Here is a 17,797-nt window from a genome sequence, read left to right on the forward strand (position 1 = left end):
CTTCATGATCGGCGCGGTGGGGTGGGGGTACGAGCCGCGTGGCGGATGTGGGGCGGTGGGGGTGGGGGTTACGGTCTGGGCGTCCGTTTCGGCGAGGAGGGTTCCGTGGCGTTTCCCGAGGACGTGCTCAGTGAGGATGAGCATGTCGTGCTGCACCTGCATCCGCACTGGAAGGGGCTGATCCGGCCGGTGGCAGTGCTGGTGCTCGCCGTTGCCGCCGTGGTGGCCGGCGTGCTGTTCCTCCCCTCGGGCGGGGGCGGTTCCGTGACGCTCGCGGTGATCGGCGGGCTGGCCCTGCTGGCCGTGATGGTGCTGGCGGTGTGGCCGTACGTCTCCTGGCGCACCACGCACTACCTCTTCACCAACGAACGGGTCGTGCTTCAGCACGGCGTGTTCTCCCGGGAGCGCCGGGACATCCCGCTGAGTCGGGTCAACGACCACTCGATGAGCCAGCAGTTCGCCGGGCGGGTGCTGGGCTACGGCACCCTCACCATCGAGTCGGCAGGTGAGCGTGGGCAGTCCGTGCTGCACGACGTGCCCAAGGTCGACCGGGTCCAGACGAAGCTCTACGAACTGGTGGAGGCGTTTCACGACCGGCACTCGCTCGGCGACGGTGAGCTGCGCGAGATTCTCGGCGAGCGGGACAAGAGCGGCGGCGCGTAACCGCCCGGGCCGATCCGGCACGGCCCGCGCGTGCGAGCCGGCACCGCCGGCCTGTTCGGGTGGCCGGTCAGCGGCGACGAGGACGGCGGGGAGCCGGGGCGGGCTGCAACTGGGCGGCCAACTCGGCCTCCAGCTCGGCGTCCAACTCGGCGGTCAGTCGGGCCTCGTCGGGCAGCGGCGCGGGTCTCGGCTGGAGCGGCCGGGGGGTCACGCCGGGTTGGGCGGCGGACGGCTGCTCCTCCTCCAGTTCCGTCACCGACTCGGCAAGTTCGGCCACCGGGTCCATCCCGGCCATCGTGTCCCACTCGTCGCGGGGCAGGCCGTGCCACCGTTGCGTGGCCTCGACCGGCGCGGCGGGCTGGAAGACGAACGTCCGGTACGACCAGAAGCGGAACAGCGTCGCCAGCACCACGCCGCCGGTCTTGGCGATGTTCAGCGCGAGCAACCCGGTCACGCCCAGTCCGTACTTGGCGGCGGCGAGCACACCGAGTTCGATCAGCAGGCCGGCTCCGTTGAATAGGAAGAACAGGGCGTATTCCCGCTGCATCGCCGATTTCGGTCGATCTCGGTACGTCCAGTGCCGATTCATCAGATACGACGTGATCGTGGCGACGATGGTGGCTACGACTGTCGCTTTGAGTTGACCGTCGACGAAAACCGTGAGTGCGAGTGCGTTGAACACGGCGTAATTGATGACCGTGTTGATGCCACCGACCAGGCCGAATTTGAGTGCCTCGTGGATGAACTTCTGCCAGCGCTCAGGCAGCAGACGGACGAGAGGCATGCGCAACACCTTAAGGCAGTGGGTCGGGGTCGGCTGGCTCCGACCGAACGAGTGGGCGGCAGGTCACGCCCGGCGGTCCTGGTTCGCTTCCGCGACGGATGGCGTTCCCGCTTCGACGAAGACGAACCGTCGGTACGACCAGAATCGGAACAGCGTGCCGAACCCGGTGCCCACGATGAAGCTGGCGACGTTGTCGGCCAGCCGGGTCTGGAAGACGGCCGGCCAGATGCTGCCGAGCCCGTAGTGGCTGATGGCGAGACAGGCCACCGCGATGCCCAGCCCCACGGTGTTGAAGAAGAAGAACAGGGCGTACTCCCGGGCCGGGTGGGAGCGCTTGCGGTGCCGCCAGGTCCAGAACCGGTTGCCCAGGAAGGCGAAGGTCGCGGCGATGACCGTGGCAATCGTCTTGGCGGTGATCTGCTCCACGCCCTGCGGGCCGATCAGATAGTTGAACAGGGCGAAGTCGATGAGGAAGGCGATCCCGCCGACGGTCGCGAACTTGCTCATCTCCCGGACGAGGTGACCGAAACGGTCGATCAGGGAGTGAACCAGACCCGGGCGGGTCTGCCGGGAGCCTGGCTCTCCGGTCATCGTGGCGGCCACCGTGCGAGCGTACCGGTTGGCGGCCTCGGGAGCGGGTAGCAACGGACACCAGGGTGCACCGGTGCCACGGCACGGACGGGCACGAACGGAGCGTAACCGGACCCGTGCGATCAGGTGTTGTTTGCCGCTCCGGCGCTGCCGGGTGAAAAACGCCGCTGCGGGTGCCGTCAGCAGGAGGTCCACCGAAGGATTTGCGTGAAACTGCGCGTGAAAGCGGGTAAAGGCTCGTGATGCCGCAGCGTGACCGCACCTTGTGCAGTTCTTCACAACCAGTCCCACTGACTGGAGAGGTCCCTCGGTTTACGCTGAGGCCAATCCCAGGTTTCCACGAAGGCGACGCGCATCGCGGCGCCGAGACTCGTGCACTCCATAGACCGGTCAGCGTCGACCACAAGGAGATGTGTCATGGTTGCTCCGGCTACCGTTCGGGGTATCGATCAAGCCCCTACGTCCCACCCGAAACTCCTCGCCTGGGTCCGTGAGGTCGCTGAACTGACCACCCCTGACCAGGTCGTCTGGGTGGACGGATCCGACCAGGAATGGCGTCGCCTCACCGACGAGCTGGTCGAAGCCGGCACGCTCATCCGACTGAACCCCGAGAAGAAGCCCAACTCCTTCTACGCGCGTACCGACCCGACGGACGTCGCCCGGGTCGAGGAGCGCACCTTCATCTGTTCCGTCGACGAAGCGGACGCCGGGCCCACCAACAACTGGATGGCGCCGGCCGAGATGAAGCGGACCATGACGGAGCTCTACCGCGGCTCGATGCGCGGCCGGACGATGTACGTCATTCCGTTCTGCATGGGCCCGGTCGAGGCCGAGAACCCCATGTTCGGCGTCGAGATCACCGACAGCCCGTACGTGGTCGCCTCGATGCGGATCATGACTCGGATGGGTGCCTCCGTCCTACAGGCCATGGGCGACGACGCTGACTTCGTGCACGCTCTGCACTCGATCGGCGCGCCGCTGGCCCCCGGTCAGCAGGACGTGGCCTGGCCGTGCAACGACACCAAGTACATCTCCCACTTCCCGGAGACCCGCGAGATCTGGTCCTACGGCTCCGGCTACGGCGGCAACTCGCTGCTCGGCAAGAAGTGCTACTCGCTGCGTATCGCCAGCGTGATGGGGCGCGACGAGGGCTGGCTCGCCGAGCACATGCTCATTCTGAAGATCACCTCACCGGAGGGGCGGGTCTACCACATCGCCGGTGCCTTCCCGTCGGCCTGCGGCAAGACCAACCTGGCCATGCTGGAGCCGACCATTCCCGGTTGGAAGGTCGAGACGATCGGCGACGACATCGCCTGGATGCGGTTCGGCCCGGACGGGCGGCTCTACGCGATCAACCCGGAGTACGGCCTGTTCGGCGTCGCCCCGGGCACCGACTGGAAGACCAACGCCAACGCCATGCGTACGTTGGACCGGGGCAACTCGATCTTCACCAACGTCGCCCTCACCGACGACGGTGACATCTGGTGGGAGGGCATGGGCGAGCCGCCGGCCCACCTGATCGACTGGAAGGGCAACGACTGGACGCCGGAGAGCGAGAACCTCTCCTCGCACGCGAACAGCCGGTTCTGCACCCCGATCACCCAGTGCCCGATCCTGGCCGAGGACTACTTCGACCCCAACGGCGTACCGATCGACGCGATCCTGTTCGGTGGCCGGCGGCGCGACACCGTACCGCTGGTGACCGAGGCCCGGGACTGGGTGCACGGCGTCTACCTGGGCGCCACGCTCTCCTCGGAGACCACGGCCGCCGCCTCCGGTGCGGTAGGTGTGGTCCGTCGCGACCCGATGGCGATGTTGCCGTTCATCGGTTACCACGGTGGCGACTACTTCCGGCACTGGATCGAGATGGGCAAGGGCGCCGACGGCGACGAGTCGAAGCTGCCCAAGGTCTACTACGTCAACTGGTTCCGCAAGGACCCGGAGGGCGGTTTCCTCTGGCCGGGCTTCGGCGAGAACTCGCGGGTGCTCAAGTGGATCGTCGAGCGGATCGAGGGCCGGGCGGAGGCCGTGGAGACCCCGATCGGCATGGTGCCGACCCTGGACTCCCTGGACGTCGACGGGTTGGACATGACGCCGGAGGACGTCCGCATCGCGCTGAAGGTGGACCCGGACGAGTGGCGCAACGAGCTGCCGCTGGTCACCGAGTGGTTCGAGAAGTTCGGCGACAAGCTGCCCGGTGTTCTCTGGGCGGAGCTGGACGCGCTGCGGGCTCGACTCGACGCGGAGCAGCCGCAGCAGGGGGTGTGATCGACGACGGATCCGGGCATCATCGGATCCCATGAGGACGGCCGCCGAGACCGAGGTCCGGCGGCCGTCCGCCGTCCGGGCCCTGACCGCACTGTTGGCGGTGACGGCCGCGGCCACCGTCGCGGTCGAGGTGCTCAACTGGTGGTACGCGCCGGAGCAGGGCTTCGGACTCGCCGTACGCACCGGCTGGGCGATGCTGCGCTCGTTCGGCTTCCTGCTGCTCATCGGACATGTGCGGCGCGGCCGGACAGTGGCCCGCCCGTTCGGCCTGATCCTCGCCGTCACCACGGTCTTCGCGGTCGGGCGGCTGATCGTGCCCCGCCAGGGCGTACCGCCGCTGCCCGGTCTGCTCGGCTTCGCTCTGCTCACCGCGCTCTGCGCGACAGTGGTCTGGCTGCTGTACCGGTCACCGGCGCTCGCCGAGCACCTGGTGCGGCACCGACCCCGGCTGGTGATCGACCGCTCCGGCATCTCCTGGCGGGAAACGCCACCGCGCCGCCCAGAAGCGAGCGCCTGGCTGCTGACCGCCCGGGTAGCGGCGTTCACCTACAGCCCGCTGATGCTGGTGCCGGCCCTGGTCGCCACGGCCGCGATCCTGGACGGCCGACTGCTCGCCGTGCCCGCCGTGCTGCTCTGGCTGGCGGCCGGCATCGCGACCAGCTATCTGGTGCTCTTCTGCACGGCGTTCCTGCTACGCGGCCGGCGCTGGGCGGGCACCCTGCTCGTCGTCGTCACAGTCGCCGTGCTCGCCGTCGACCTTCCGTTGTGCTGGTGGCTGCTCGGCGTCGACGGCCTGATCCGCGATGGCGCACCCCTGGTCGTCGCCGCCGTACTCACCGTCTACGGCATCCACCGCGCCACCCAACCCACCGTGACCCCCACGCCACCGTGACCTCCGTCCCGCCGTGACCTCCGCCCGAACGGACACCATCGCCGATGTTGCTGCCTCGGACGCGGTAGGACAACGTCCCCGATCTTGTTCTCGTGGGCCCTGCCCGGACGTCTTGAGACAGCAACTTCCCCGACGTTGCTGTCTCGGGCGCCCGTGAGGGGACAACATCGCTGATGTTGCTGCTTCCTGTTCCCGCGGCGGCGAGTTTGCCCGGATCTTGACGTGCGGCTGGTCGACAATTCGGGCCGGACCCCCTTGCTCTGCTTCAACGGGCGCGCTGGATCCGGGACGATCGCGGTGCGTGGGTTGAAGCAGAGCAAAGGCGGCAGAGCAGCAAGCGCCGCGCCGTCGAGGCGGAGCAGCGGGGCAGGGGGACAGCGGGGCAGCGGGACAAGGAGCAGCGGGGCAGCGGGACAAGAAGCAGCGGGGGCAGCGGGGGCGCGGGGCGGAGAAGCAGCGGGATGCTGAGCGGCGGGGAGGGGCTGTGCGGGACGAGTTCGACGTGGTGGTGGTCGGGGCGGGGCCGGCGGGGGCGGCTGCCGCGTTGGCGGCCCGCCAGGCGGGTGCGGAGGTGTTGCTGTTGGACCGGGCCGAGTTTCCCCGGGACAAGGCCTGCGGTGACGGGATCGCCGCACACGCGTTGGACGTACTCGCCGAACTGGGTGTGCCCGACGCGGTGGCCGGCTTCGCGCCGGTGCCGGCGCTGCGGCTGGTGGCACCGGACGGCGGTGCCGTGGCGCGGGCGTTGCCCAGGCCCGCGTACACCGTGCCGCGGGAGGTGTTCGACGCGCGGCTGGTGGCGGCGGCGGTCCGGGACGGCGTGCCGCTGGGTCGGCGGGCGGTGCGCCGGGTCGAGGTGCGTGCCGACCGGGTGGTGCTGGACGGGGAGATCTCCGCCGGGGTGGTGGTGGGTGCCGACGGCGCCGGGTCCGTCGTGCGTCGTGCGCTGGGTGAGCCGAGCAATCCGGACCGTCACCTGGCGCTGGCCATCCGGGGGTACGCGCCCGCGCCGCCCGGCCCACCCACGCAGCTCATCGTCACCTCGTCCGCCCGTTGGCCGGCGTACGCCTGGTCGTTCCCGATCGGGGACGGCCGCGCGAACGTCGGGTACGGGGAGGTGCTGCGGGGCGAGTCGCTGACCCGCGCGCACCTGCTCGACCGGCTGGCCGCGCTGCTGCCCGGCACGGATCCGGCGGCGGTCAGCTCGCTGCGCGCCCATCATCTGCCACTTTCCACCTTCCGGCCGGTGCCGGGGCGGGGCCGGGTGGTGCTGGCCGGCGACGCGCTCTCGCTGATAAACCCGCTCACCGGCGAGGGGATCTTCTACGCGTTGCGCTCCGGGGCGCTCGCCGGCCACGCCGCGCTCGGGGCACCGGAGCACGCGGCGCGGCGGTACGGAACCGCGCTGCGCCGCCGGCTCGGCACGCACCTGCGGCACAGTTCGACGGCGGCCTGGCTGGCCCGGCGTCGCTGGGTGGTGGACGCGGCGGTTCGGGCGGCCGGTCGTGACGGACGCGTTTTCGGCAGGGTGACCGAGCTGGGACTGGGCGATGGCCTGCTGGACGGGCGGACGCTCGGCCTGATCGCCCTCGGCCTGTCGGTGCGGCATCGGCCACCGGCACAATGATCCGTACGGCGGCTCGCTACCCTGCTAGGTGATGAGTCTGCGGAAACTTCTCTACTCCGTTTACGAGCGGCGGCTCACGGCCAAGCTCGCGGGTCGGCCGGTGCCCCGCCACGTGGGTGTGATGTGTGACGGCAACCGCAGATGGGCCCGGGAGATGGGCTTCGTCGATCCGAACGACGGGCACCGGATGGGCGCCGAGCGGATAAAGGAGCTACTGCGTTGGTGCGACGCCGCAGGCGTCGGGCACGTGACCCTGTGGCTGCTCTCCACCGACAACCTCTCGCGCCCGGCGGCGGAGCTGGATCCGCTGCTTCAGATCATCGAGGACCTCACCACCGAGTTGGCCGAGGAGGGCAATCCCTGGCGGCTGCGGATGGTCGGCGCGCTCGACGTGCTGCCGACGCGCCTCGCGACGGCGCTCAAGGCCGCCGAGGAGCGGACCCGGGAACGCGCCGGCAGCGCCCAGGTCAACATCGCCGTCGGGTACGGCGGGCGGCGGGAGATCGCCGACGCGGTGCGCTCCCTGCTGTTGGAGCACGCGGCGAACGGCGGCACGCTTGAGGAGCTGGCCGGGTCGCTCGATGTCGACGACATCTCCGAGCATCTGTACACCCGGGGCCTGCCGGATCCGGATCTGATCATCCGGACCAGCGGTGAGCAGCGCCTCTCCGGCTTCATGCTCTGGCAGTCGGCGCACTCGGAGTTCTACTTCTGCGAGTTGAACTGGCCCGATTTCCGCCGCGTCGACTTCCTCCGCGCGCTGCGCTCGTACGCCACCCGCCAGCGCCGCTACGGGGTCTGAGAGCGGTGCGGGACGGGGGACGGTCGCTCAGCTGAGGCGGTGGGTGGCCTCGGTGAGGAAGTCGCCCAGGGCGGCCGGGGAGTCGATGGTGAGGTCGGCGGCCTCGGCGACCTCGTCGCCGGTCTCCGGGTTGGCGACGGCGACGCAGACACCGAGGAAATCCGGGTCGGCGGCGGCGCGGGCCCGGAGCGCGGCGAAGGCCTTGATGTCGGAGACGTCGTCGCCGAAGTACCAGGCTCCGCGTACCCCCTGCACCAGCTCGTCGATCACCATGCCCTTGTCCCGGTCGACCGGCGGCTTGATCTCCAGGACCATCCGCCCGACCTGCACCCGCAGTCCGAGTCGCTCGGCCTGATCCCGGCCCCACTGCTCGACGGTGGCGGCGAGTTGGGGTGCGGTACGCCAGTGCAGAGCCACCGACAGCCGCTTGTACTCCACAAGGGTGCCGGGTGGCAGTTCGGCGCGGCCACGCTCGGCGAGTTCGGCCATGGTGGGCACCCACGGCAGTGCGGCCGGTTCGGTGACCGTGTCGCCGCCGGAGTGGCTGTGTTCCAGGCCGTAGAGGCCGTACAGGTCGACGCCGGTGAGCCCGCCGAAGTGTTCGCGCAGGAACTCCACCGGCCGGGCCGAGACGATCGCGATGCGCCGCACGATCGGGGCCAGTGTCTCGATGGCAGCCAGCACCTTCGGCGCGGGCTGTACCTGTGTCGGATCGTCGGCGACCGGCGCGAGGGTGCCGTCGAAGTCGAAGAAGAGGACGGTCTCGGCCGCCCGGTCGGCGGTTGCCCGCCAGGCCCGGTCGGCGTTCAGCGGGGTCTTCGGCTGCTGGTTGCCCAGATTCAACGGCGGCACGCGCGACAGCGTACCCCGGGTTCCACCGGTCAATCCTGACGTGAATCCGGTGTGGGCGACAGGTGTGATTCAGCGTGACTCAGCGTTCGGCGGCCCCACGTCCCCGGCGTCCGAACGGCACCACCGCCGCCTCCTGGCCGTGGCTGAGCAGGTAGCCCTCCACGAAGCCGGAGTTCCGGTCGCCGGTGTGCGCCTCGATCTCCCGTAGCCGCTCCACCAGGAACTCGGTGAGCGCGGTGAGCCGGTCGTTGAGCCGGTCGTGCAGTTCGGCGACGACGGCCAGCACGATCGCGGTGCCCGCGGTGGCGAGCGCGAAGAGGTTGACGAGCAGCGGAAGCTGCCCGCCGTTCAGGGTCAGGGTCACCGCGTTGCCGGTGATGCACAGCGTCACCGAGACCGTCGCGACCACGACAGCCAACCATTTCAGGGTCATGGAGAGACCCCTTTCTGTCCCGCAGGGCTGGGTTCGGCCTTGTCCCGTCCCCCCGCCGACGACGAGCCCAAGCAGTACAAACACGGACGCTAGCGCGCCCGATCCCGCCCCGTAGCGAAACGAATGAGGCTGACCTGCCGTTCTTTCGCCATCTGAGGAACTAGCTGGCGGCGTCGCCTCGTTTTCGGACATCGAGCGGCAGTGTCGGGCGATATGCGAGGTAACGAATGGTTTCTCGGATGTGGAACTTCTCCGCGTCCGAGACGTCCGGGTCGACCAGCCGGCGCAGCAGTGCCTCCACGTCGGGATCCATCGGTGGTGGCGCCGGCGCGGTTCGGCGGGAGGCCGTCCGGTCCCAGCCCAGCGCCGCGAAGGCCGCCGCCGGGTCGAGCCCGAGGCCCTCGCAGAAGGCCACCACCCGCTCGGCTTCCGGGTCGCTGGCCCAGTCGCCGCGTACCCAGCGGTTGATGGTCTGCCGCGAGACGCCGGTACGCCGGGAGACCTCAGTGCCGCTCCATGCCCGCGTCGCGCGGGCCTCGTCGAGGGCGCGCCGGACGAAGGTGGCGAAGGCGATCTTCCGCGCGTTGGCCGTCTCGGTCACCTCGTGACCGTACGACCGTTGAGCCTGGATAACGGTGCCTGCCACGCGTCTGTCACGCTTGCGTGACGCCATCGACATGTGGCCGGAGGGGGGTCCGGCACTCTTCCTGAGGGGTGTCACCTGGGCAGGATAGATGTACGTAGGTGCGGAGGCAAACGAACGAAAAGCTGATACTGTCACGTTCATGGGACAACCTACGGTGTGTCACGTGCATGAGACGATCAGTGCTCACCTGCGTCACGCGCCCGGTGCGAGGTGGACGCGGTGACCGAACTCGCAACCCGTGCTCAGGCGTTCAGCCTGGTGGCCGAGGGGGTCGCCGCCGGGCTGAGTGCGCCGTGGCGCCTCTACCTCGCCCGCGGCTGCCGCTACCTGTCGCTCAGCGTCGGTGACCGGGCCGAGTGGAACGCCTGGCGAACCCATCTCGGCTGCCCCGAGCTGAGTGTCCGGGTCTACGACGCCGGCGGCGAGATCCGCCGCTCCTCCATGGCGGAGGTGGTCATGGACGGCTGCCGGATCAGCGTGGAACTGGTGGAGGAGATCGGCACCGACGACCTCGACCGGCTGCTGGTCGTCGACCCCACCACTGTCGAACCGGAGGAACGATGAGGGCGTCGCGGCGTACCGGGGCCGCCGGATGAGCCCGTTCCTGGCGATCTTCCTGGTGCTCGTGCTCGCCGCCACGAGTTACGCCGCAGGGCGGCTGCACGGGCAGCTCAGCTACCGGATCGGATATCGCTTCGGCTACCGGCAGGGCTACTTCGACGGGGACCGTGGGGCATGGAACCGACGTCGTCGGGAGGCGCAGGCCGCCATCGCCTCCGCCCTCGCCGTCACGGCGCCCTCATCGACTCCCGCTCGGGTCTCGGCCACCGTGAATCCACTGCCGCCACGTGGCGCGTGCGCGCCACCTCCGGCGCTGCGCGGCGAGGGTCCACCGGGGGAGATCGAGAAGGCTGCCACGGCTCGCCCGGGCACCACGTACACCGGATCGTCATTCGCGGAGCCGGCCGCTTCGGTCACCGGGCGGCACCCGACCGGCACCCTCGTCCGACGGACCGGCTGAACCGGTCGACGGGCTCCGGGCCCGTCCACAGGCGCGGCGCGTACACCCCTTGCGGGTGGCGCCGCCGGGGCCACGTCAGACCGGTGGCGGTGGTCCCACCGGCCGGGATGCGCGCAGGGGGCATGCATCCCGGCCGGTTCATGTCGTGGGCCCTCGCGGCTACCTGACCTTCGCACCCCCGGCCAGCGGCCGTTCATGAACGACTTGGCACTAGCCCGGACGGGTGCGGGGAGCTAGCGTCTAGGCATGGCGCGGGGTTGTCCCGAGCCAGCCGGCCCGCCCGGCCTGCGACCTCGCGCACGGGGCCCGCATCCGACCCCGTGTCAGCCGGGCATCCGGAGGAGGCGGACCGCGGGTGGCCGGGTGCCCATCCGCCGGAGCAGGCCTGTGACGACTCGCCGTACGACCGCCGGTGCCGACCAGGGCCCGGCCGCGACTACCACGACCCGCCGCAGCACCCGGAGCCGCCGTACGGTGGCCGCCGGTTCGGCCGACCCCAGGGAGCCCCGACCAGCGGGCCAGTCCTTCGTTCTGGACACCTCGGTACTGCTCAGCGACCCGGCGGCGTTCCACCGCTTCGCGGAGCACGAGGTGGTGCTTCCGCTGGTGGTGATCTCCGAGCTGGAGGGCAAGCGGCATCACCCGGAACTGGGCTGGTTCGCCCGTCAGTCGCTGCGCATGCTGGACGAGCTGCGGGTGCGCCACGGTCGGCTGGACCGGCCGGTGCCCGCCAACGATGTCGGCGGCACGCTGCGCGTGGAGTTGAACCACACCGATGACGGGGTGCTGCCGCCCGGCTTCCGCAACGAGTCCAACGACGCTCGGATCCTCTCCGTCGCGCTGAACCTCGCCGCCGAGGGCCGGGAGGTGACCCTGGTCAGCAAGGACATGCCGCTGCGGGTCAAGGCCGCCTCCGTCGGGCTGCACGCGGACGAGTACCGGCACGGTCAGGCCAGCGACCCGACCTGGACCGGAATGGCCGAGCTGGATCTCGCCGAGGACGAGATCTCCCGGCTCTACGCGGGAGAGGTCATCGACGCGGACGCGGCGGCCGGTCTGCCCTGCCACACCGGGCTGGTGCTGCACTCGTCCCGTGGCTCGGCACTCGGCCGGGTGCTGCCGGACAAGACCGTGCGGCTGGTCCGTGGCGACCGGGAGGCGTTCGGTGTGCACGGGCGCTCGGCCGAGCAGCGGGTCGCGTTGGATCTGCTGCTCGACGAGTCGATCGGCATCGTCTCGCTCGGTGGTCGGGCCGGGACCGGCAAGTCCGCCTTGGCGCTGTGCGCGGGGCTGGAGGCGGTGATGGAGCGTCGCCGGCACAAGAAGGTGATCGTCTTCCGCCCGCTGTACGCCGTCGGCGGGCAGGAGTTGGGCTATCTCCCCGGCTCGGAGTCCGAGAAGATGTCGCCCTGGGCGCAGGCGGTCTTCGACACCCTCGGCGCGGTGGTTCACGAGAACGTGCTGGAGGAGGTCACCTCGCGCGGTCTGCTGGAGGTGCTGCCGCTGACCCACATCCGGGGCCGCAGCCTGCACGACGCCTTCGTCATCGTCGACGAGGCACAGTCGCTGGAGCGCGGAGTGCTGCTGACCGTGCTCTCCCGGATCGGCCAGGGTTCCCGGGTGGTACTCACCCACGACGTCGCTCAGCGGGACAATCTGCGGGTCGGACGGCACGACGGCGTCACCGCGGTGATCGAGGCGTTGAAGGGCCATCAGCTCTTCGCGCACGTGACGCTCAGCCGATCGGAGCGGTCGCCGATCGCCGCGATGGTGACGGACCTGTTGGAGGATGTGCCAACCTGACGACCGTTTTGGGTGCCTCGCGGCGATTCTTCGCGTGACGCATGTCACAATTGAGGTTGGTGGTTTCCCATCGGCCTCACTGTGCGCGATGGTTTCCCACGGGCGCCCACGCACCCGACGCATCGTTGGTGGTCGTTCGTCACTCCAACACCGGAGCGGGCGACGCCGCGAGGCGACGCGGTGCGTCCACGGTGGCCGGCACGCCGGCCACGGGCGCCCGTGGCGCGCTACGACCGCTCTGCGGTAGCAGCACGCCGCGTCCCTGAACCCGACGAAGGGATCACTTCGTGAGTCGGCCGTGGAGCCGGTTCGCCGCCCGCACCGCAGCCGTCGCGCTGCTCTCGGTGGGCGTGGCCGGCGGTTTCTACCTCAGTGAGGACCGCCAGTCCCAGCGCTCAGGCCCCGGCGCTCAGGTGGCCGGCAGCGTCAGCGAGATCGACGTCAACGTCGAGTACCGGCAAGAGGAGACGGTCTCGCGCCAGGTCCGCACTGCCCGACAGCAGGCCACCGAGGTGCGCAAGCAGGCCAAGGCCGCCGCCGAGAAGGCCCGCAAGGCCGAGGAGGAGGCACGCCGGAAGGCCGAGGAGAAGGCCGCCAAGGAGGCCGCGGCGCGAGCCGCCAAGCCGTACGACGGCCCGATCCCCGAGTCCTGCGAGGAATACAGCGGCAACCGGAAGGTCGGCTGCGCGCTCATGGTCGACGCGGGCTTCAAGATCGACCAGTTCCCCTGCCTGGACAAGCTCTGGACCAAGGAGAGCGGCTGGAACCACAAGGCCCGTAACAGCTCCTCCGGGGCGTACGGCATCCCGCAGGCGTACCCGGGGAACAAGATGTCCTCGGTCGGCGACGACTGGGAGACCAACCCGGTCACCCAGATCAAGTGGGGGCTCGGTTACATCAAGGGCCGCTACAGCACACCCTGCGCAGCCTGGAACCACTCGCAGGCCAAGGGTTACTACTGAGCTGAGTCACGGCGGCGGGGGCGGGCGACCGCACCCCGCCGCCGTGTGTCTCGTGTCGGGAAAAGTGGCGGCTGTCGGCGTTTGCTGATAGCTGTTGACGGGTGACCCTGCTCCCCGGAAACGGCGATGCCCACCGCTTCGGCACCGTGGCCTTCTACGCGTCCATCGGCCGGGCGTTCGTCGCCATGTGCGCGGTGGTTCCGGTGCTGTTCCTGATCGAGGGACTCGACGTCTGGCTCGGTGCCGGGTTCGACGCCGCCGCCGGGATCATCCCGCAACGCATCGACGGGCTGGACGGCATCTTCTTCTCACCGTTTCTGCACCACGGCTTCGACCACCTCTACAGCAACAGCATCCCGCTGATCCTCCTCGGCACGTTCGTGCTGGCGGCGGGTGCCCGGCGTTTCCTCTGGTCCACCCTGGTGATCGTCCTGGTCAGCGGGCTCGGCGTGTGGTTCACCGGCTCGTCCAGCACGATCGTGGTCGGCGCCAGCGGGGTGATCTTCGGGTACCTCGGCATCCTGCTCACCCGGGGCATCTTCGAGCGGAGCTGGTGGAACTTCGCCGTGTTCCTGCTGGTCGGGATCCTCTACGGCGGCCAACTGGTCGGCGTGCTGCCCACCGACGAACGGATCTCCTGGCAGGGGCACCTGTTCGGGCTGCTCGGCGGCATCGTGGCGGCCATCATCTTCCGTCGTCGCCGGTCCGACCTCGACGGGCCGTACCGCTCCGAGTCGCCGATGACCATGCCCTGACCCGACCGCCGAGCGCGGCGACCGCCACGGCGACCAGGGTCAGCACGGCGCCGAGCAGGGTGGTCGGGTCAGGATGCGAGGCGGCGGAGGGCATCAGCACGTCCAGCAGCACCGCACCGACCACCTGACCGGCGACGGTGGCCAGGCCGAGCAGCAGCACACCGGTGAGGCGGACCACCGCAGCGGCCACCGCGATGAACGTGACACCGATCGGCCCACCGAGGTAGAGCCAGGGATCGGCGGGCAGCCCGCCCGGAGGCAGACCCCGCAGCGCGAGGCTGACGACGAACGCGACAAGCAGCACCGCCGTACCGGCGGCGAAGTTGACGAGCGTGGCGGTCAGCGTGCTCCCGGTGACCACCCGAACCCACCCGTTCACCGCCTGCTGCCAGGCCACCGCCACCCCGGCCAGCAGCGGCAGCACGGCCAGCCCGAGAGTCGCCGGCTCGCGGAACCGGTCGCTGACCGCCAGCAGCACCGCGACCACGGTCAGCGCCGCACCGGCCAGCCGGGCACCGGTCACCGCCTGCCGGCCACTCGGGCCGATTCCCGCCCGGTCGACCAGCAGGCTGCTCGCGGACTGGCCAGCCACCACGGCCACGGTGAACACCGCGACCCCCAGGGTGCCGACGGTGGCGCCCTGGGTGAACACCAGGAATGCCCCACAGGCACCACCCAGGCACTGCCAGGGCCGAAGCGTGCCCCGGCCGAGCGCGGTACGCAGCGTCGTCAACCCGCGTCGCCCGGCACCCGTGGCCGGGACCAGAACCAACAGCAGCAGCAGTCCCGAACCGAACGAGATGACCGCGGCGGTGACCCCGTCGCCGAGGCGTACGCCCAGCTCGCCGTTGATCCGCGACTGCGTCGCCACCGCGACCCCGGCCAGGGTGGCCAGCGCCACCGCGCCGAATCGGCGACCCGCCGACACCGCCGGCCGGGTCGCCGTGGGGGCACTCAAGCCTGTTCGTCCAGCGGCCGACCGTCGAAGTCCACCGCGGAGTACAGCGCGAGCTTCTCCAACCGGTGGTACGAGTCGATCACCCGGATGGTGCCGCTCTTGGAGCGCATCACGATCGACTGGGTGTACGCGCCCCCGGCCCGGTACCGCACGCCGCGCAGCAGGTCGCCGGAGGTGATGCCGGTGGCCACGAAGAAGCAGTTGTCGCCGGTGACGAGGTCGTCGGTGGTGAGCACCCGGTCCAGGTCGTGGCCGGCGGCGACCGCCTTCTCGCGCTCGGCGTCGTCCTTTGGCCAGAGCTTGGCCTGCATCATCCCGCCCATGCACTTCAGAGCGCAGGCGGCGGTGATGCCCTCCGGGGTGCCGCCGATGCCCATCAGCACGTCGACGTCCGACTCGCCGCGGGCGGCGGCGATCGCACCGGCGATGTCGCCGTCGGAGATGAAGCGGATGCCGGCCCCGGCGCGGCGGATCTCGTCGACCAGGCCGTCGTGCCGGGAACGGTCGAGCACACAGACCGTGACCTCGGAGACGCTGGTGCCCTTGGTCTTCGCGATGCGGCGCAGGTTCTCGACCGTGCCGGCCTCGATGTCCACCACGTCGGCGTAGGCGGGGCCGACGGCGAGCTTCTCCATGTAGAAGACCGCACTCGGGTCGAACATCGCGCCCCGTTCGGCCACCGCCAGCACCGCCAGCGCGTTCGGCATCCCCTTGCTCATCAGGGTGGTGCCGTCGATCGGGTCCACCGCGACGTCCACCTCGGGACCGTCGCCGTCGCCGACCTCCTCGCCGTTGAACAACATCGGGGCGTTGTCCTTCTCGCCTTCGCCGATCACCACGATGCCCTTCATCGGGATCGAGTTGATCAACTTACGCATCGCGTCGACGGCGGCGCCGTCGCCGCCCTCCTTGTCGCCCCGGCCGACCCACCGGCCGGCGGCCATCGCCGCCGCCTCGGTGACCCTGACCAGATCGAGGGCGAGGTTGCGGTCGAGATTCTGTGGAATTCGCGTCCTGATGGTGGTCATGAAACGGCTCCTCCTCGCGGCGGTGCGGGGCGGGCCGGCGCTGCCGGCTTCGTTGCTGATCCTCACACGATGGCGGACGCGCGGCCGGGTCGGGGCGGTGATGGCACGGATACCGCCGGTCGGGCTGCTGAGACAATGGGCGGGTGGAACCTGCACAGCCTGATGACCGCGCGCCCGCCGATGAGCCCGTGCCGCCGTCCGCCGCCGCCGCGAGGTCCGAGCGTTCACCCCGGGACATGGCCATCTCGCTGTTGGTGCTGCTGATCCCGATCGCCCTGTTACTCGCCTTCTACCGGGGCTTTCTCGGCGGGGACGAGCCGAACACCGTCGATCCGGCACCCGCCTTCGAACAGGCGAGAACGGCCGGCGTGTTTCCGGTGAGCGAACCGGCCGAGCTCGGCGACGGGTGGCGGGCCGTACGCGCGACCTACCGCACGGCCGAGGATGGGGCGATTCTCCGGGTGGGATATGTCACTCCGGAAGGGCGGGGCCTGCAGCTGGTGCAGAGCAACGTGCCGCCGGACCGGCTGCTGCCGGCCGAGCTGACCGACAAGGGCCGGCCACAGGGACAGACCGATCTCGGGTCCGGCACCTGGCAGCGGTACACGGCACGCGGCAACGAGCAGGCGTTGGTGCTGCTCCGGCCGGAGCGTACGGTGATCGTCGTCGGCGACGCCCGGGACAACGAACTGCGGGCGCTCGCCACCGCCGTCGACTGAGCACCCTCGATCCGGTCGTGTCATCGGGCGACGCCGGTGCGCTGGCCGACGGCGGAAGCGGGCCGTCGCATCGGGTGCCCCCTGCGTGTCGGTCCGATCCGCTACGCTCCCCCGGTTCGATGCCTGACCGGCTGCGTCGGTCGGGTCTCCTGCCTGAAGAGAGACGATCTGTGAACATTCGACGGTGGAGCGTGGGCCTCATTGCCGCCACGCTGCTCGTTCCCGGGCTCGCTGCCTGCAACAACTCCAGCGGCGACTCGCCCGCCTCGGGCTCCTCGACCGAGTCGGGCATCCCGGCCGACCCGAAGGCGGCGCTGGTCGCCTCCACCAAGGGCCTGGCCGAGGGCAACTTCACCTTCACCATCGCGGCTGACTCGATGACCGGCGAGGGCACGTTCCACAAGCCCAGCAACAGCGCTCAGATGACGATGAGCATGGGCGACGAAGACTTCACCATGAATTTCGACCTCATCCAGATTCAGCCGGACACCTGGGTGAAGGTCGACCTGGGTGACCTCTTCGCCGGTGTCCCGGGGATGGAGGCGATCAAGGACAAGTACCAGCACCTCGACGCCGCCAAGGCCAAGGAGGCGAAGAACCTCGACATCTTCAAGGAGGGCACCGACCCGGCCGACGCCGCCGGCATGTTCGAGGGGCTCGCCGAGGTGCAGGAGACCGGCGAGGGCACCTACAGCGGCACCTTCGACCTCACCTCCGTGAAGGACTCGGTGGCCGCCGACGAGGACATGCTCAAGGCGCTTGGTGACCAGGCCAAGGCGATCCCGTTCACCGCGAAGCTGGACGCCGAGGGCCGGCTGAGTGAGCTGGTCATGTCCCTCCCGGCGGCGGGCGAGACCAAGGCCCAGGACATCAAGGTCACCTACGCCGACTACGGTGCGGCGACCGCCGTGCAGAAGCCGCCGGCGGACCAGGTCATCGAGGCCGGCGAGCAGACCTACGAGATGTTCAAGTAGGCCGAGCGGCACTGCTGCG

Annotated in this window: 19 protein-coding genes; 12 read left to right on the plus strand and 7 right to left on the minus strand. The window is 70.1% G+C overall.

The features are described 5' to 3' along the window. Positions 1-105 precede the first annotated feature (105 nt). A complete protein-coding gene (locus O7601_RS10725) occupies positions 106-663 on the plus strand; it encodes a PH domain-containing protein (RefSeq protein ID WP_281566021.1) in 558 nt (185 codons plus the stop codon). A gap of 67 nt (positions 664-730) precedes the next feature. Here O7601_RS10725 and O7601_RS10730 read toward each other — a convergent pair whose 3' ends face one another. Next, entirely contained in the window at positions 731-1,447 is a 717-nt protein-coding gene (locus O7601_RS10730) for a GtrA family protein (protein ID WP_281566022.1), read from the minus strand. A gap of 63 nt (positions 1,448-1,510) precedes the next feature. Beyond that, positions 1,511-2,038, minus strand: coding sequence for a GtrA family protein (locus O7601_RS10735; RefSeq protein WP_348650260.1), 528 nt, complete (start codon positions 2,036-2,038; stop codon positions 1,511-1,513). A 417-nt stretch (positions 2,039-2,455) separates the two neighbouring features. Between O7601_RS10735 and O7601_RS10740 the strand changes: the two genes are divergently transcribed. The 4 genes from O7601_RS10740 to O7601_RS10755 all read left to right on the plus strand — a co-directional run bounded on the left by O7601_RS10740 (position 2,456) and on the right by O7601_RS10755 (position 7,627). Next, on the plus strand, positions 2,456-4,306 hold the full coding sequence (locus O7601_RS10740) for a phosphoenolpyruvate carboxykinase (GTP) (protein WP_281566024.1): 1,851 nt from the start codon (positions 2,456-2,458) through the stop codon (positions 4,304-4,306). A 31-nt stretch (positions 4,307-4,337) separates the two neighbouring features. Continuing rightward, complete coding sequence (locus tag O7601_RS10745) at positions 4,338-5,198, plus strand: hypothetical protein (protein ID WP_281566025.1); 861 nt, start codon at positions 4,338-4,340, stop codon at positions 5,196-5,198. Positions 5,199-5,682: 484 nt separating this feature from the next. Beyond that, a complete protein-coding gene (locus O7601_RS10750; protein WP_281566026.1) occupies positions 5,683-6,825 on the plus strand; it encodes a geranylgeranyl reductase family protein in 1,143 nt (380 codons plus the stop codon). Between the two features lie 31 nt (positions 6,826-6,856). Beyond that, positions 6,857-7,627, plus strand: coding sequence for an isoprenyl transferase (locus tag O7601_RS10755; protein WP_093406300.1), 771 nt, complete (start codon positions 6,857-6,859; stop codon positions 7,625-7,627). A 27-nt stretch (positions 7,628-7,654) separates the two neighbouring features. Here O7601_RS10755 and otsB read toward each other — a convergent pair whose 3' ends face one another. The 3 genes from otsB to O7601_RS10770 all read right to left on the minus strand — a co-directional run bounded on the left by otsB (position 7,655) and on the right by O7601_RS10770 (position 9,513). Beyond that, positions 7,655-8,479 (minus strand): trehalose-phosphatase, encoded by an 825-nt coding sequence (gene otsB, locus O7601_RS10760; protein WP_281566027.1) that lies wholly within the window; start codon positions 8,477-8,479, stop codon positions 7,655-7,657. A gap of 79 nt (positions 8,480-8,558) precedes the next feature. Then, positions 8,559-8,912, minus strand: a complete 354-nt coding sequence (locus O7601_RS10765) for a hypothetical protein (protein ID WP_164446118.1) — start codon at positions 8,910-8,912, stop codon at positions 8,559-8,561. Between the two features lie 160 nt (positions 8,913-9,072). Continuing rightward, positions 9,073-9,513, minus strand: a complete 441-nt coding sequence (locus O7601_RS10770) for a helix-turn-helix transcriptional regulator (protein ID WP_281566028.1) — start codon at positions 9,511-9,513, stop codon at positions 9,073-9,075. Between the two features lie 264 nt (positions 9,514-9,777). Here O7601_RS10770 and O7601_RS10775 point away from each other — a divergent pair, with 264 nt between their 5' ends. From O7601_RS10775 to O7601_RS10795, 5 genes are all read left to right on the plus strand, one after another. Further along, a complete protein-coding gene (locus tag O7601_RS10775) occupies positions 9,778-10,122 on the plus strand; it encodes a hypothetical protein (RefSeq protein WP_281566029.1) in 345 nt (114 codons plus the stop codon). A gap of 28 nt (positions 10,123-10,150) precedes the next feature. Then, positions 10,151-10,579 (plus strand): hypothetical protein, encoded by a 429-nt coding sequence (locus O7601_RS10780; RefSeq protein ID WP_281566030.1) that lies wholly within the window; start codon positions 10,151-10,153, stop codon positions 10,577-10,579. 387 nt (positions 10,580-10,966) lie between these two features. After that, the gene (locus tag O7601_RS10785) at positions 10,967-12,382 is read left to right on the plus strand and encodes a PhoH family protein (protein ID WP_281566031.1); all 1,416 of its coding nucleotides are present in this window, start codon (positions 10,967-10,969) and stop codon (positions 12,380-12,382) included. A gap of 287 nt (positions 12,383-12,669) precedes the next feature. After that, positions 12,670-13,344 (plus strand): lytic transglycosylase domain-containing protein, encoded by a 675-nt coding sequence (locus O7601_RS10790; RefSeq protein WP_281566032.1) that lies wholly within the window; start codon positions 12,670-12,672, stop codon positions 13,342-13,344. A gap of 101 nt (positions 13,345-13,445) precedes the next feature. Then, positions 13,446-14,099 carry a rhomboid family intramembrane serine protease gene (locus O7601_RS10795; RefSeq protein ID WP_281566033.1) on the plus strand — a complete coding sequence of 218 codons (654 nt, stop codon included), beginning with the start codon at positions 13,446-13,448 and terminating at the stop codon, positions 14,097-14,099. On the opposite strand, the gene O7601_RS10800 is transcribed toward O7601_RS10795, so the two are convergent. After that, entirely contained in the window at positions 14,029-15,027 is a 999-nt protein-coding gene (locus O7601_RS10800) for a DMT family transporter (protein WP_281566872.1), read from the minus strand. The genes O7601_RS10795 and O7601_RS10800 overlap by 71 nt on opposite strands. Before the next feature lie 26 nt (positions 15,028-15,053). Then, on the minus strand, positions 15,054-16,085 hold the full coding sequence (gene glpX, locus O7601_RS10805) for a class II fructose-bisphosphatase (protein ID WP_281566034.1): 1,032 nt from the start codon (positions 16,083-16,085) through the stop codon (positions 15,054-15,056). A gap of 143 nt (positions 16,086-16,228) precedes the next feature. Between glpX and O7601_RS10810 the strand changes: the two genes are divergently transcribed. Further along, on the plus strand, positions 16,229-16,804 hold the full coding sequence (locus O7601_RS10810; RefSeq protein WP_281566035.1) for a DUF4245 domain-containing protein: 576 nt from the start codon (positions 16,229-16,231) through the stop codon (positions 16,802-16,804). A 191-nt stretch (positions 16,805-16,995) separates the two neighbouring features. Then, positions 16,996-17,778, plus strand: coding sequence for a hypothetical protein (locus O7601_RS10815; protein WP_281566036.1), 783 nt, complete (start codon positions 16,996-16,998; stop codon positions 17,776-17,778). Positions 17,779-17,797: the final 19 nt, after the last annotated feature.

The organism is Verrucosispora sp. WMMD573, from assembly GCF_027497175.1.
GTDB lineage: Bacteria > Actinomycetota > Actinomycetes > Mycobacteriales > Micromonosporaceae > Micromonospora.

Bases quoted from the DNA above. Each gene is read 5' to 3' on its own strand.
- O7601_RS10730 (WP_281566022.1), bottom strand. From the start codon at position 1,447: ATGCCTCTCGTCCGTCTGCTGCCTGAGCGCTGGCAGAAGTTCATCCAC.
- O7601_RS10735 (WP_348650260.1), bottom strand. From the start codon at position 2,038: ATGACCGGAGAGCCAGGCTCCCGGCAGACCCGCCCGGGTCTGGTTCAC.
- O7601_RS10740 (WP_281566024.1), top strand. From the start codon at position 2,456: ATGGTTGCTCCGGCTACCGTTCGGGGTATCGATCAAGCCCCTACGTCC.
- O7601_RS10745 (WP_281566025.1), top strand. From the start codon at position 4,338: ATGAGGACGGCCGCCGAGACCGAGGTCCGGCGGCCGTCCGCCGTCCGG.
- O7601_RS10755 (WP_093406300.1), top strand. From the start codon at position 6,857: ATGAGTCTGCGGAAACTTCTCTACTCCGTTTACGAGCGGCGGCTCACG.
- O7601_RS10765 (WP_164446118.1), bottom strand. From the start codon at position 8,912: ATGACCCTGAAATGGTTGGCTGTCGTGGTCGCGACGGTCTCGGTGACG.
- O7601_RS10780 (WP_281566030.1), top strand. From the start codon at position 10,151: ATGAGCCCGTTCCTGGCGATCTTCCTGGTGCTCGTGCTCGCCGCCACG.
- glpX (WP_281566034.1), bottom strand. From the start codon at position 16,085: ATGACCACCATCAGGACGCGAATTCCACAGAATCTCGACCGCAACCTC.